We start from the raw sequence: 15,150 nt of genomic DNA on the forward strand, positions 1-15,150 counted from the left end.
TATAATATAGGTATTAGTATGAGGAAAATAACGAAAGTCCTGTTCTTTCTTTTAGGAATGGGCAGTTCGGTCTGCGTCTCGGCTCAGACGATATCGAAGTGTGTGCTGAGCATCGAGCAGATGTTTGAACTGGCTGATAAGAATAGCCGCAGTATCCGGACCTTTGATCTGGCGGAAAAGGAAGCCGGGCAAGCAGTGAAAGTGGCAAAGAACGCTTTGTTGCCTTCAATCGACGTCTCTCTTTCTGCCAGCTATCTGGGTGATGCCTGGATTTCCGACCGTGACTTCTCGGATGGTGAGAATGCGCCTATGCCGCATTTTGGGAATAACTTCGCTATCGAAGCCTCACAGGTGCTCTATGCCGGCGGTGCCATCACAAGCAACATTGCTATTGCCAAGCTCCGTCAGCAAGTAGCTCAGTTGGATAAGGATAAGAATCGCCAGGATATCCATTTCTTGCTGGTAGGCAATTATTTGGAGCTATATAAATTATGCAATCAGGCCGAGGTGTATAAACAGAATATAGAACAAACCAAACGTCTGCTGGCTGACATCACGGCTAAAGAGAAAGAGGGTCTTGCCTTGAAGAACGATATCACCCGTTACGAACTTCAACTGAAATCGCTGGAGCTGGCGCTGACGCAGATTGAAAATACTCAGATTATCATCAACAACCAGCTTGTCACTACATTAGGACTACCGCAGGAAACGGTTATCGGCATTGATACCTGCATACTTGGCAATCTCCCGCTTGTCTCTCCGGAAATGGAATGGCAGGAAACCGCTGCCGGCCGGCTTCCGGCATTGAAGCAGGCGGAACTGGGCATCGAGCAGTCCCGGCATGGCGAGAAACTGGCAAAGTCGGAACGTTTACCCTCTGTAGCCTTGTTTGCTGCGAATCTGCTGGATGGGCCGATAACTATTGAGGTACCGCCCATTGACAAGAACCTGAATTATTGGTATGTCGGGGTAGGGGTGAAGTTCAACATTGCTTCTATCTATCAGTCGGGAAAGAACATCCGTCGGGCGAAGATTGCTACGCAGCGGGCTGTGGAAGGCAAACGCCTGCTCGAGGAGAATGTGCAGACCGAGGTCAAAGCGGCCTATGTGCGTTTTGGTGAGTCGTTCACCGTTTTCGACACGCAGATGAAGAGCCTGGAACTGGCCAATCAGAACTACGATGTTATCCGCAACCGTTATCTGCACGAACTGGCACTGATTACGGACATGCTTGATGCCAGCAACTCCAAACTGAGCGCTGAACTGCAAGTAGCGAACGCACGTATCAATATTCTTTTTAACTACTTCAAACTGAAGAAGTCAGTAGGAGACTTGTAATCCGAATTATTAATCAATTTAAATATAGAAAGCAATGAAGCACAAGACTAAGAAATTAATCTATAACATCGTCGTCATTACCCTTATTATAATAGGTATAGTTTGGGTGAGTTCCCGTTTTGTACATTTGGGTAATGTGGAATACACAGACAATGCGCAGGTAAAGCAACTCATCGTACCCGTGAACTCCCGTGTACAAGGTTTCATCAAAGAAATTCGTTTTGACGAAAACCAGGCGGTGCGCAAGGGCGACACGCTGGCTTTGATAGAGGATACTGAGTTTCGTTTCCGCCTGGCACAGGCAGAGGCTGATTATCAGAATGCCTTGTCCGGCAAGTCGGCCATGGCGACTACTATAAATACGACGCAGAACAATATCTCCGTATCGGATGCTACGATCGAAGAGGCTCGCATTCGCATGGAGAATGCAGAGCGGGAGTACATCCGCTATAAAAATCTCTTTGAACAGGAAGCTGTGACTCGCCAGCAATACGATGGTGTGAAGACAAATTACGATGCCCTGAAGGCGCGTTATGAGGTTTTGCTTCGTCAGAAGCATTCCACCACTTTGGTGAAGCAGGAGCAGACGCAACGCCTCGACCAGACTGTTGCCGGCATCCAGCTTGCCGAAGCTGCACGGGCATTGGCAAGGCTGAATCTCTCTTACACGGTTATCCTGGCTCCCTGCGACGGAACCACCGGGCGCAAGAATATCCAGGAAGGGCAGCTGATACAACCAGGGCAAACTCTTGTCGACGTGGTGGATGCTAATGACCGCTGGATAATAGCCAACTATAAGGAAACGCAAACGGCTCATATCCAAGTGGGGCAACCTGTAGAGATTGAGGTGGACGCCATCCCCGGTGTGACCTTCAGAGGAGTCGTGCAATCTCTGGCAAAAGCTACGGGAGCCAGCTTTTCGTTGCTTCCGCAAGATAACTCTGCAGGTAACTTTGTGAAAGTGGAGCAGCGCATCCCTGTCCGCATAGAGTTTGCTGCGGACAACCGTCCCGAGGACATGAAGCGGCTTTGTGCCGGTATGAATGTGGAGTGTGAAGTAATCTATTGATATCATGCACGAATCAGGACCTTTTTCAATTCCCGCTATCCGCGATTTCGTCCCGGAGAAATGGAAGCCGTGGATTATTATCTTTATGGTTATTGTCTTCCAGTTTTCGGGTGGCATCTATATGGCTGCAGCCGGCGAGATGGTTGGTTCGCTGGCACTGATGCAGGAGGACATTATGATGGCAGGTTATGCTTCTATGGTAGGCATGGCGCTGACGTTTGCCATCATGTTCCGCTTGAAGTTCCAGTTTACCTCGAAGGTGGCTTTCATGACGTGCTGCATTGCGCTTGTCATCTGCAATCTGATTTGTGTGCATACGGATTGTGTGCCGTTGCTGGTGGGGGTATGTTTCATTTCGGGCTTCTTTCGGATGTGGGCTACTTTTGAATGCAACTCGACGATACAATTGTGGCTTACGCCAAAGCGTGACCTTTCCATTTTTTTCTGCTTTATTTATCTGCTGGTGAATAGTTGCATTCAACTTTCGGGGCTTGCCACGATTTATGTTTCTTATTTTTCGAAATGGGAGTATATGCATTGGTTCATTATCGGGCTGCTGGGGTTGGTGATGCTGCTGGTGATGTTGCTTTTCCGCAATATCCGTGTGCTGCATCGTTTGCCTTTGTACGGCATCGACTGGTTGGGGGCGTTGCTGTGGGGACTGATTGTGCTCTGCATTATTTTCGTCTGCCTCTACGGCGATCATTACGATTGGTATGAGTCCGACTACATCGGTATGGCTACGTTGGCAGGTTTGGTTATATTGTTGCTCAATATCTGGCGTGCGTCGTTCATCCGGCATCCGTTCATCGCACTCCGTACCTTTCGTTATCGTATGGTGTGGTTGCCATTCCTTCTCTACATACTGATAGATTTCCTGCTTGCACCGTCACACTTGCTGGAGCATATTTATCTGGAAGGTATTCTTGGTTATGACTCGCTGAATACGGTTTCGTTGAATTGGGTAGTATTGCTTGGCATTGTGACGGGTGCCTTGTTCACCTATCAGACTTTTGCTTTGCGGAAATGGCGGTATAAGGTAATGACATTGATTGCTTTTACGTCCATCGTGGGGTATTTGATGATGTTTTATTTCACCATCGACTATAATCTGCCTAAATCGGCATTGGTGATACCTGTCTTCCTGCGTGGCTTCGGATATGTGATTATTGCCATCTGCTTTCTCACTTCGTTGTCGCGCGTACCGTTTGAGAATTTCTTTCAGGCAGTGAGCGTACAAGGATTTGTCAGTGCAGCATTCGGCGGTGTACTGGGTACGGCTGTCTTAAACGAAATATTGAAATTTACCGTAAGGCGGAATGCTATGCTGCTGGGAGCAAATCTCGATCATGTGAATCCACTTGCTGCGCACATTCCTCTCGGACAGTTGTACGGTGCTGTGCAGCAACAGGCGCTTATGGTGTCGATGAAAGAGATATTCGGCTGGCTGACGCTATTGGGATTATTCTGTATTCTGATGTTTCTGTTGAATGAAAGCAAGGTGCGTCCGCAGAATGCAATACACCCTACTTATAAAGCTATTCGGAGATTGATGAAGCGGGAGGCATGGCAGTCTACACACGAAGAGTGATCCCTCTTAAAAAGGCTACACCCTTTACCCCGGATGGTGTAGCCATCCGGAGCAAAGGGTGTAGCCCTGGCACCTAAAGGGTGTAGCCCTTCCGAAACGTCTGTGGAGTCATCCCTACGTGGTGCTTGAAGAACTTGTTGAAGAAGGCTGCATTGTTGAATCCCAGGCTCATGGCAATATCCTTCACCGGTGTGCTACTGGTGCGGAGTTGCGTCTTGGCATCCATAATAAGCGTATGGTTGATAATTTCCATCGCTGTTTGCCCCGACTCCTTCTTGACGAGTCGGCAGAGGGCAGCCGGTTGCATTTTCATTTCTTTAGCGTAGTAGTTCACTTGGTGTTCCCGGGTGTAGTCGGCATGTACCATCTGGAGGAAAGTACGGTATTGCTGGAAATGCTTGCTGCCTGGAAACTCCTTGACTTCAACTTGTTTCGGACAAAGTTCGGATACGCCTTGCAATGTAAGGCCTAACAACATTTGTAAAGTGGAGTGGCTTAATAAATTGCCCACTTCTTTATATAGGTGTGCTTGTAGTGTGAACATTTCTTCATAGAGTTGAAATGGAATTTTAGGTAAAGGTATAACGTTATTGTTTTCAATGAGATGAAGTTTTTCTACCATATTCTTTACCATATCGGCACTTTGTATGAGCTGCTGGGAATACATGATGATGTGCAGCAGTACATCGTCGGACATGGCTGTGATCTGGACTAACGAACCGGCCGGAATGGCTATAAGGTCGTTCGGGCCGATGCGGTATTGGTTTAGGTTTATAGTTATTTTCAGGACTCCTTTGCGGCACAAGGCAAAGATGCACGCCTGGGTACGATGCGATTGTTCTAATCGCTGTCTCAAGTCATTGGTGGTGACGTTGATGTAAGCAATGAAATCTGCACTTATGTCGAACTTGGGTATACTCATGTGTTAATCCTCTTTCAATTTACAAAATTGAAAGATATTGGCGTATATTCACAGAAAAAATCGTTAATTTCACTGCTGCGCATAGACTTTGTGTGTTAAATAAAATAAATATGTAAATAATGGAATATATAACAACATTAATAGAATGTTGTTTTTCTGTCGATAAGTTGTCTTATAAGTGTATTAGCCCGACCTTTGCTTGTCTATGCTTGCCATGTTGTGCGGTGCAGGTTTTTTAGGAGTTCTTGGATCTAAGTAATACGAATAAGCATTGATTTATGTACACTGGTACTTTTGTTATTTATCCTTTACTTATAGAAGATGTTAATCTTTATATAGTACTTATTATCATTTTGTTGGCTGTCATTGTCGGGCTGTGTATATATATTTTCCGTATGCATGCCAAGTTGTATCCTGAAGCTGAAAAGATGGTTAACGCGGTAGCGGAACAATTGTTCGATTCGTGGCCGGTGGGCATTGTCGTTGCCGATGCGAAAGGACGTATCGACCGCATTAACAAGCAGGCTGTTGAAGACCTGCAGCAAAAGCACGCGGAGGCTTTGATAGGCAAGGACCTTGCTTCTGTGCTGGAAGTGATACAAGATAAGGAAAATGTATTGCCCCGTTTCTTGCAGAAGATACAGGAAGGCAGGGAACCTGTGACGACATTCTCCGCCAATAGTTTTATCTGTGAGCCGCAGCGTAAAATACGTTTCCTGATAGAAGGCTCGCTGGCGGGTATCTATAGGGATAAAAAACTGTCCAGGGTGGTACTGTACTATCGGAATGTGCTTGAAGAACGTACCCGCACACGTCTGTTGAATATTGCTTTGAACCGGATGCAGATTTTCCAGTGGTCGTATGATATGGACAGGGATCTGATGGTTATTGATCCCCGCTACTTTGAATATTTGGGAATACCGACCAAGGACTATACGCTGACTACCGAAGAGTTTATCAACTATCTCCATCCCGATGATGTAGATACCGTTATCGGTGCTTTGGCTTCACAGTTGGAGGGCAAGCTGAATGAGAATCTGATACCTTATCGCTTGCGCCGGCAAGATGGAACTTACGAATGGTTCGAGGTACAGTCTACCTATGTAGGGCAATTGGCCGACTTGCCTTTTCGCGTCATCGGCATCTGCATGAGTACGCAAAAGTATAAGGATACGGAAGCCCGCCTGAATGAAGCTTTACAGAAAGCCCAGCGCAGCGACCAGTTGAAGAGTATGTTCCTTGCCAATATGAGCCATGAGATACGTACACCGCTCAATGCGATTGTGGGATTCTCCACTCTGCTGGCCTCCGAGGTGGAGGAGTTGAGTGCTGAAGAAATCAATGAATTTTCTTCTCTGATAGAAAAGAACAGTCAGCTGCTGATGGTCTTGATTTCGGATATTCTCGACTTGTCCAAGATTGAGTCGGATACAATGGAGTTTCATTTGCAGGATGTCTCCTTGGACATGGTGCTCAATGATATTGCTAAATCACAGAAGATGAATATGCCGAAGGGTGTGGAGATGATATTGGATTTGCCGGAATACCTTCCTTTGCTCCATACAGATCCGGCACGGCTGGGGCAGGTTGTGAACAACCTGATAAACAATGCTGTAAAGTTTACGCATGAAGGATGCATTTGCTTGGGATGCAGGCAGGAGTGCCCCGGCACGGTAGAGGTGTTTGTGAGAGATACCGGAAAAGGGATGTCGGAAGAGGTGCTCTCTCATATCTTCGAACGTTTCTATAAAGGAGATTCTTTTATCCAGGGCACAGGGCTGGGATTGCCTATCTGTAAAAATATTATCGAACATCTGAATGGCAATATAACGGTTGTTTCCAAAGAAAACGAAGGTACCTGTTTTACAGTGACGTTGCCGTTGGATGTGGCAGGATAGATGTATTGATAGATTTATCGTGTTTTTCTCATTATATACGGTTGGAATTCGTTATCTTTGCAGTCCTAAATGATAAAATCGCTGACACTATGATATCTGTAGAAGGACTGAAGGTAGAATTCAATGCTACGCCTCTGTTCGAAGACGTCTCTTACGTTATCAACAAGAAAGACCGCATTGCCCTGGTGGGTAAGAATGGTGCGGGCAAATCTACCATGCTCAAGATATTGGCTGGTTTACAGCAGCCTACGGCCGGCGTTATAGCCGTACCCCGCGAATGCACTATCGGCTATCTGCCCCAGGTGATGATACTCAGTGATGAGCGTACCGTGATGGAAGAGGCTGAGCTTGCTTTTGAGCATATCTTTGAGATGCAGGCCGATATAGAGCGTATGAACCAACAGCTTGCAGAGCGTACCGACTACGACAGTGAGGATTACCAGAAACTTATCGACCGCTTTACGCACGAGAATGAACGTTTCCTGATGATGGGCGGTACGAACTATCGTGCCGAAATAGAACGTACTCTTCAAGGGTTGGGCTTCAGCCGCGAAGATTTTGACCGTTCTACTTCCGAGTTTTCCGGTGGCTGGCGTATGCGTATCGAGCTTGCCAAGCTGCTGTTGCGCCGTCCCGATGTTCTGCTTCTGGACGAACCGACGAACCACCTCGATATCGAAAGTATTCAGTGGTTGGAAAACTTCCTTGCCACGCGTGCCAATGCAGTGGTGCTGGTGAGCCACGACCGTGCTTTCCTGAACAATGTCACCACCCGTACCATTGAAATCACTTGCGGGCGTATTTACGACTACAAAGTGAAGTACGATGAATTTGTCGTACTGCGCAAGGAGCGCCGGGAGCAGCAATTGCGTGCTTACGAGAATCAGCAAAAGCAGATAGAAGATACCGAAGCCTTCATTGAGCGTTTCCGCTATAAAGCTACCAAGGCCGTGCAGGTGCAGAGCCGCATCAAGCAGTTGGAGAAGATAGAGCGCATCGAAGTGGACGAGGAAGATAACTCGGCACTGAGATTGAAGTTTGTTTGCAGCAGCCGTAGTGGTAATTATCCTGTGATTTGTGAGGATGTGGCCAAGGCTTACGGCAGTCATGTAATCTTCCACGATGTGAATCTGACGATAAACCGCGGTGAGAAGATTGCCTTTGTAGGCAAGAACGGCGAGGGTAAATCTACCCTTGTGAAGTGTATCATGGACGAAATTACGGACTATACCGGCAAGCTGACTTTGGGACATAACGTACAGATCGGCTATTTCGCACAAAACCAGGCGCAACTGTTGGACGAGAACTTGACGGTGTTTGATACGATTGACCGTGTGGCCGTGGGAGATATCCGTACGAAGATACGCGATATCCTCGGTGCTTTCATGTTTGGCGGTGAGGCTTCGGACAAGAAAGTAAAGGTGTTGTCCGGTGGAGAACGTACTCGCCTTGCCATGATAAAACTGTTGCTCGAACCGGTAAACTTCCTGATTCTGGATGAACCTACGAATCATCTCGATATGCGTTCTAAGGACATACTGAAAGATGCGATACGTGATTTTGACGGTACTGTGATAATTGTGAGCCATGACCGTGATTTCCTGGACGGGCTGGCGACTAAAGTATATGAGTTTGGTGGCGGCTTGGTGAAAGAACACCTTGGCGGCATCTACGAATTTCTGCAAAAGAAGCAGATCGAGAACCTGAATGAATTGCAGAAAGCTCCGTCTCTCTCGGCTTCGCCTGTCGGCACTAAAGCTGCTGACACGGATGCACTGCCTTCGGAGAACAAATTGTCTTACGAAGCCCAGAAAGAACTTAATAAGAAACTGAAGAAGCTGGAACGCCGGGTGGCAGATTGCGAAGCGGAAATAGAACAGACCGAATCGGCCATCGCCATACTGGAATCCAGGATGGCTACCCCGGAAGGCGCTTCGGATATGTCTCTTTATGAACAACATCAGAAGCTGAAAACCCAGTTGGACCGAGTGATGGAGGAATGGGATGCGGCTTCGGTGGAACTGGAAGAACTTAAAAACGCGTGATGGAATAAGGGCGTTACTTTATGGTATCAATTTAATTAATATAAGTATGAGAGCATTTCATTTTTTACCCATCGCAGCATTCTGCCTGTTGGCAGCATCCTGCAGCACCGGCAAGAAGCAGGCAGAATTTACTGCCGGCATCCAGCTTGCCAATCTTGACACAACGGCTCTTCCCGGAACCGACTTTTATCAATATGCCTGTGGCGGTTGGATGCAGAACAATCCGATACCGGGCGAGTATTCACAGTATGGTTCCTTCACTATTCTTGCAGAAAACAACCGCAAGCAGATTCAGGAACTGATTGAAGAACTGTCTGCTACCCAGCACGAGGCAGGGAGCATAGCACAGAAGATAGGCGACCTCTACAAAATTGTAATGGACAGCGTGAAACTGAATAAGGAGGGCGTGGCTCCAATTAAGGCTGAACTCGACCAACTGGCAGCTCTGAAAGATACCAAAGAACTTTATGCCTTGCTTGGAAACTTGCAGAAAAAGGGCATTGTATCCTACTTTTATGTCGGTGTAGGTGCCGATGATATGAACAGCGACATGAATGCTGTGCAGTCTTATCAGACGGGCTTGAGTATGGGTGAACGCGAATATTATCTGGAAAACGACGAAGCTACTTCTAAAATCCGCGATGCCTTCCGTACGCATGTACAGAAGATGTATCAGTTGGCAGGCTTTGATGAGGCTACTGCCAAGAAGGGCATGGAGGTAGTGATGGATGTGGAAACACGTCTTGCTAAAGCATTCCGTTCCCGTACGGAGTTGCGCGATCCTCATGCTAACTATAACAAGATGAGCATGGAAGAGTTGAAGAAGAATTATCCCACTTTCGACTGGGATGCTTATCTGTCTGCTTTGGGATTAAAGGATGTAAAAGAAATTATTGTAGGCCAGCCTGCTTCCTTGAAAGCTGCTGCCGATATTCTGAATACTTTGCCCATCGAACAACAAAGCCTCTATTTGCAATGGAAGTTGATCGATGCTGCTGCAAGTTGCTTGAATGATGCAATGGCTGAACAGAACTTCGATTTTTATGATCGCACCATGAGCGGTACTCAGGAAATGCAACCACGCTGGAAGAGAGCTGTCGGTACTGTAAGCTCTGCTTTGGGTGAAGCTGTCGGCCAAATGTATGTGGAGAAATATTTCCCAGCAGCTGCCAAAGAACGTATGGTGACTTTGGTGAAGAACCTGCAGGAAAGTTTGGGAGAACGTATTCAAAACTTGAGCTGGATGGGAGATTCCACCAAAGTGAAAGCATTGGAAAAACTGGCTACCTTCCACGTGAAAATCGGATATCCTGATAAATGGAAAGACTACTCTACGCTGGAAGTCAAAGATGATTCTTACTGGGCAAATGCCGAACGTGCCAATGAGTGGAATCATGCCGAGATGATTGCCAAAGCCGGCAAACCGGTAGACAAAGATGAATGGTTCATGACTCCGCAGACCGTGAATGCTTATTATAATCCTACTACCAATGAGATCTGTTTCCCCGCCGGTATCCTGCAATATCCGTTCTTCGATATGAATGCGGACGATGCATTCAACTACGGTGCTATCGGTGTTGTTATCGGACATGAAATGACGCATGGATTCGATGACCAGGGTCGCCAATACGATAAAGACGGCAATCTGAAAGATTGGTGGACGGAAGAAGATGCCAAGAGGTTTGATGAGCGTGCACAGGTAATGGTGAATTTCTTTGATAGCATTGAAGTTGCACCGGGAGTATACGGAAACGGACGTATGACATTAGGCGAAAACATCGCGGACCATGGTGGTTTGCAGGTGTCTTACCAGGCATTCAAGAAAGCCACTGCCGCCGCTCCGTTGCAAGATAAAGACGGCTTCACACCCGAACAGCGTTTCTTCCTGGCCTACGCAGGCGTATGGGCCAACAATATCCGTCCCGAAGAGGTATTGAACCGTACGAAGAGTGATGTTCATTCACTGGGCAAGTGGCGTGTAGACGGTGCTCTGCCACAAATCGGTGCTTGGTACGAAGCATTCAATATTACGGAAAAAGATCCAATGTTCTTGCCGGTAGAAAAACGAGTTTCTATCTGGTAAGCAGAAAACGATACTGCTTTTAAGAGAGGGTGTCAAAGCTAATTTCGGCTTCGGCACCCTCTCTCTTTTTATCATCTTTCCCTGCCTTTTTTAATTATACCTAATTTATTGTGTATGAATGTATGTGCGAATAAACAAAATTTGTAACTTTGCGCATCAAATTCTAATATACGCATACTTTTAATACGCAAATCCATGTCTGAAACAAAAAGAATCAAAACAGCTCTGGTATCCGTCTACCATAAGGAAGGTTTGGACGAAATCATAACCAAACTGCACGAAGAAGGTGTAGAGTTCCTGTCGACCGGTGGAACCCGTCAATTTATAGAATCTTTAGGTTATCCCTGCAAGGCGGTGGAAGACCTTACTACATACCCTTCCATCCTGGGTGGCCGTGTAAAGACCCTGCATCCGAAAATATTCGGAGGTATTCTCTGCCGCCGCGGACTGGAACAAGACATGCAACAAATTGCCAAATATGAAATTCCCGAAATAGACCTCGTTATCGTCGACTTATACCCGTTTGAAGCAACCGTTGCCAGCGGTGCCGACGAACCGGCCATCATCGAGAAGATCGATATAGGCGGTATCTCACTGATTCGTGCCGCTGCCAAGAATTACAACGATGTGGTGATCGTCGCTTCGCAAGCCCAGTATCAGCCGCTCCGCGATATGCTGATGGAGCATGGTGCCGTTACTTCCCTCGAAGAACGCCGCTGGTTTGCCAAAGAGGCTTTCTCTGTTTCCTCTCACTACGACTCGGCTATCTTCAACTACTTCGATGGTGAAGAAGGCTCTGCTTTCCGTTGCTCTGCCAATAATCAGAAGACTTTGCGTTACGGTGAAAACCCGCATCAGAAAGGTTATTTCTATGGCAACATCGACACCATGTTCGATCAGATTCATGGTAAGGAAATCTCTTACAATAATTTGCTGGATATCAACGCTGCCGTTGATTTGATAGACGAATTCGACGATCTGACCTTTGCCATACTGAAACATAACAACGCTTGCGGCCTGGCTTCCCGCCTTACGGTGCTGGATGCTTGGAACGATGCACTTGCCGGAGACCCGGTATCGGCTTTCGGTGGTGTGCTTATCACCAACGGCGTGATAGACAAAGAGGCTGCCGAAGAGATCAACAAGATATTCTTTGAGGTGATCATTGCTCCTGACTATGATGTGGATGCACTGGAAATCCTCGGTCAGAAGAAGAACCGTATTATTCTGGTTCGCAAGCAGGCTGCCCTGCCCAAGAAGCAATTCCGTTCTTTGCTGAACGGTGTGCTGGTACAGGACCGCGACCTCAAGGTAGAAACTCCCGAAGAACTGAAGACCGTAACTACCAAAGCTCCTACGGCTGAAGAAATAGAAGACATGCTCTTTGCCAACAAGATTGTGAAGAACAGCAAGTCCAATGCGATTGTACTGGCAAAAGGCAAGCAATTGCTGGCAAGCGGTGTAGGCCAGACCAGCCGCGTAGATGCCTTGAAGCAAGCCATCGAGAAAGCCAAGAACTTCGGCTTCGACCTGAATGGCGCCGTAATGGCCAGCGATGCTTTCTTCCCCTTCCCCGATTGTGTGGAGATTGCAGGCAACGAAGGCATAACTGCCGTTATCCAGCCGGGCGGAAGCATCAAAGATGAACTTTCGTTTGAGTATTGCAACGAGCATGACATGGCAATGGTAATTACCGGATTCCGTCATTTTAAACATTAATATTCAATTAAACAATGGGATTATTCTCTTTCACACAAGAAATAGCGATGGACCTTGGCACAGCCAATACCATCATCACCACAAACGGTAAGATTGTGGTGGATGAGCCTTCGGTAGTGGCGCTGGATCGTCGTACTGACAAGATGATTGCCGTGGGCGACAAGGCAAAGATGATGCACGAAAAGACCCACGAAAACATACGTACCATCCGTCCGCTGCGCGACGGTGTAATTGCCGACTTCTATGCTTGCGAGCAGATGATACGCGGACTTATCAAGATGGTGAACAACCGTAACCGTCTCTTCTCTCCTTCACTCCGTATGGTAATCGGTGTTCCTTCGGGAAGTACCGAAGTAGAGCTGCGTGCTGTACGCGACTCTGCCGAACATGCCGGCGGACGTGATGTTTACCTGATTTTCGAACCCATGGCTGCTGCCATCGGTATCGGCATCGACGTAGAGGCACCGGAGGGTAACATGATTGTAGATATAGGTGGTGGTTCAACTGAAATTGCCGTTATCTCCTTGGGAGGTATCGTGGCAAACAACTCCATCCGCATTGCCGGTGACGACCTGACTGCCGATATTCAGGAGTACATGAGCCGTCAGCACAATGTAAAGGTCAGCGAACGTATGGCCGAACGTATTAAAATCAATGTAGGTGCTGCCTTGACCGAACTGGGTGAAGATGCTCCCGAAGATTACATCGTTCATGGTCCGAACCGTATTACGGCATTGCCCATGGAAGTGCCGGTATGCTATCAGGAAGTGGCTCACTGTCTGGAAAAGTCTATCTCCAAGATTGAGACGGCTATCCTGAATGCACTGGAGAACACACCTCCCGAACTGTATGCCGACATTGTACACAATGGCATCTATCTGGCAGGTGGCGGTGCTCTGCTCCGCGGACTGGACAAGCGTCTGACAGACAAAATCAACATACCGTTCCACATTGCGGAAGACCCCTTGCATGCTGTTGCCAAAGGTACGGGCGTAGCATTGAAGAACGTCGACCGCTTCTCATTCCTGATGAGATAATACCGGCGTATGCGAAATTTACTGAACTTCCTTATTAAATACAATTACTGGTTCCTCTTTCTGCTGTTAGAGGTGGCCAGTTTTGTTTTATTGTTTCGCTTCAACCATTATCAGCAGAGTGTGTATTTCACTTCTGCCAACGGAGTGGCGGGGAAGGTTTATGAGATTTCGGGCGGCATCAGTTCTTATTTCCACTTGAAGTCCGTCAACGAAGATTTGCTGGACCGCAACATGTGGCTGGAACAGCGGGTAGCTTCTCTGGAGAACACATTGAAGGAGAAGGGAGTGGACTCTGCAAGGCTTTATAGCCTGGAGCGGCTTGCTACCGACCAGTATCGGATATTCAAGGCGAACGTCATAAAGAATAGTCTGAACCGGGCAGACAACTACATTACCCTGGACCGTGGCACTTCGACAGGTATCCGTCCCGAGATGGGGGTGGTGGATGCCAATGGCGTGGTAGGTATTGTGTATAAAACCTCTCCCAATTATTCACTGGTCATTCCGTTGCTGAACAGTAAGTCCAGTATCAGTTGCAAGATTGTGGGCAGTGATTATTTCGGTTATCTGAAGTGGGAGGGAGGCGATTCGCGTTTCGCTTATCTGAAGGACTTGCCCCGTCATGCCGAATTCAACCTGGGAGACACGGTGGTGACCAGTGGTTATTCTACGGTATTTCCCGAAGGTGTTTTGGTAGGTACGGTAGATGATATGTCCGACTCGCACGACGGGCTTTCGTACCTGTTGAAGATAAAGCTGGCTACGGACTTTGGAAAGGTGAGTAATGTGCGCGTCATATCGCGTAGCGGACAAGAGGAGCAGAAGGCGCTGGAAAATGACAAAGATTTGAAGTGATAAGTAATTTCAGTTGAAAACAGTAAAATCTAAAAGAAATTGGTAATCAATTATCTGCATAAAATAGGGTGGTTTATTGGTTTGGTACTGTTGCAAGTGCTGATACTGAACAATGTGCATATAGCAGGATATGCCACTCCGTTTCTATACATTTACCTGATATTGAAATTCGAATCGGACACTCCCCGCAATGCATTGATGCTATGGGCATTCTGCCTGGGACTGGCGGTGGATGTCTTCTCGGACACTCCGGGCATGAATGCGGCGGCTACGGTGTTGCTGGCTTTCCTGCGTCCCACTTTCCTGCGGCTGTTCGTGCCTCGCGATACACTGGAAAGCATTGTGCCCTCTATTCGTACAATGGGTGTTTCTCCTTTCTTGAAATACCTGGTTGTCAGTGTCTTTGTGCATCATGGAGTGTTGCTTACCATTGAATTCTTCTCCTTTGCCCACATGGGCACGCTGCTGCTGAGAATTGTGGCAAGCACGTTGCTCACCGTAGTCTGCATCATGGCGGTGGAGGGGATGAGGAAGAAGTGATAGGGTGATAAAGTGATAGAGTGATAGGATGATAAAGTGATTGATGGGGGTTG

Annotated in this window: 11 protein-coding genes; 10 read left to right on the forward strand and 1 reads right to left on the reverse strand. The window is 47.3% G+C overall.

Annotated features, from left to right (window positions below; all coding sequences use genetic code 11):
- Positions 1-18: 18 nt before the first annotated feature.
- From AAE250_RS16525 to AAE250_RS16535, 3 genes are read left to right on the forward strand one after another with little or no spacing between them, the layout of a single operon-like run.
- Positions 19-1,338 carry a TolC family protein gene (locus AAE250_RS16525; RefSeq protein ID WP_294595616.1) on the forward strand — a complete coding sequence of 440 codons (1,320 nt, stop codon included), beginning with the start codon at positions 19-21 and terminating at the stop codon, positions 1,336-1,338.
- Between the two features lie 34 nt (positions 1,339-1,372).
- On the forward strand, positions 1,373-2,407 hold the full coding sequence (locus AAE250_RS16530) for an HlyD family secretion protein (protein WP_294595618.1): 1,035 nt from the start codon (positions 1,373-1,375) through the stop codon (positions 2,405-2,407).
- 4 nt (positions 2,408-2,411) lie between these two features.
- The gene (locus tag AAE250_RS16535; protein WP_294595619.1) at positions 2,412-3,998 is read left to right on the forward strand and encodes a hypothetical protein; all 1,587 of its coding nucleotides are present in this window, start codon (positions 2,412-2,414) and stop codon (positions 3,996-3,998) included.
- A gap of 73 nt (positions 3,999-4,071) precedes the next feature.
- On the opposite strand, the gene AAE250_RS16540 is transcribed toward AAE250_RS16535, so the two are convergent.
- The gene (locus AAE250_RS16540; RefSeq protein WP_294595621.1) at positions 4,072-4,920 is read right to left on the reverse strand and encodes an AraC family transcriptional regulator; all 849 of its coding nucleotides are present in this window, start codon (positions 4,918-4,920) and stop codon (positions 4,072-4,074) included.
- A gap of 395 nt (positions 4,921-5,315) precedes the next feature.
- Here AAE250_RS16540 and AAE250_RS16545 point away from each other — a divergent pair, with 395 nt between their 5' ends.
- From AAE250_RS16545 to mreD, 7 genes are all read left to right on the forward strand, one after another.
- Entirely contained in the window at positions 5,316-6,818 is a 1,503-nt protein-coding gene (locus AAE250_RS16545) for a sensor histidine kinase (RefSeq protein WP_294595623.1), read from the forward strand.
- A gap of 89 nt (positions 6,819-6,907) precedes the next feature.
- Positions 6,908-8,863 (forward strand): ABC-F family ATP-binding cassette domain-containing protein, encoded by a 1,956-nt coding sequence (locus tag AAE250_RS16550; RefSeq protein ID WP_294595625.1) that lies wholly within the window; start codon positions 6,908-6,910, stop codon positions 8,861-8,863.
- 46 nt (positions 8,864-8,909) lie between these two features.
- Complete coding sequence (locus tag AAE250_RS16555) at positions 8,910-10,946, forward strand: M13 family metallopeptidase (protein ID WP_294595627.1); 2,037 nt, start codon at positions 8,910-8,912, stop codon at positions 10,944-10,946.
- 195 nt (positions 10,947-11,141) lie between these two features.
- Positions 11,142-12,665, forward strand: a complete 1,524-nt coding sequence (gene purH / locus AAE250_RS16560) for a bifunctional phosphoribosylaminoimidazolecarboxamide formyltransferase/IMP cyclohydrolase (protein ID WP_294595628.1) — start codon at positions 11,142-11,144, stop codon at positions 12,663-12,665.
- A gap of 14 nt (positions 12,666-12,679) precedes the next feature.
- The gene (locus AAE250_RS16565) at positions 12,680-13,702 is read left to right on the forward strand and encodes a rod shape-determining protein (protein WP_007667579.1); all 1,023 of its coding nucleotides are present in this window, start codon (positions 12,680-12,682) and stop codon (positions 13,700-13,702) included.
- Between the two features lie 9 nt (positions 13,703-13,711).
- Positions 13,712-14,557 (forward strand): rod shape-determining protein MreC, encoded by an 846-nt coding sequence (gene mreC, locus AAE250_RS16570; protein ID WP_294595630.1) that lies wholly within the window; start codon positions 13,712-13,714, stop codon positions 14,555-14,557.
- Positions 14,558-14,596: 39 nt separating this feature from the next.
- Positions 14,597-15,097: a rod shape-determining protein MreD gene (gene mreD, locus AAE250_RS16575; protein ID WP_294595632.1), complete on the forward strand. Its 501-nt coding sequence runs from the start codon at positions 14,597-14,599 to the stop codon at positions 15,095-15,097.
- Positions 15,098-15,150 lie beyond the last annotated feature (53 nt).

Origin of the sequence: Bacteroides sp. GD17 (assembly GCF_038448625.1) — a bacterium.
Classification (GTDB): Bacteria; Bacteroidota; Bacteroidia; order Bacteroidales; family Bacteroidaceae; genus Bacteroides.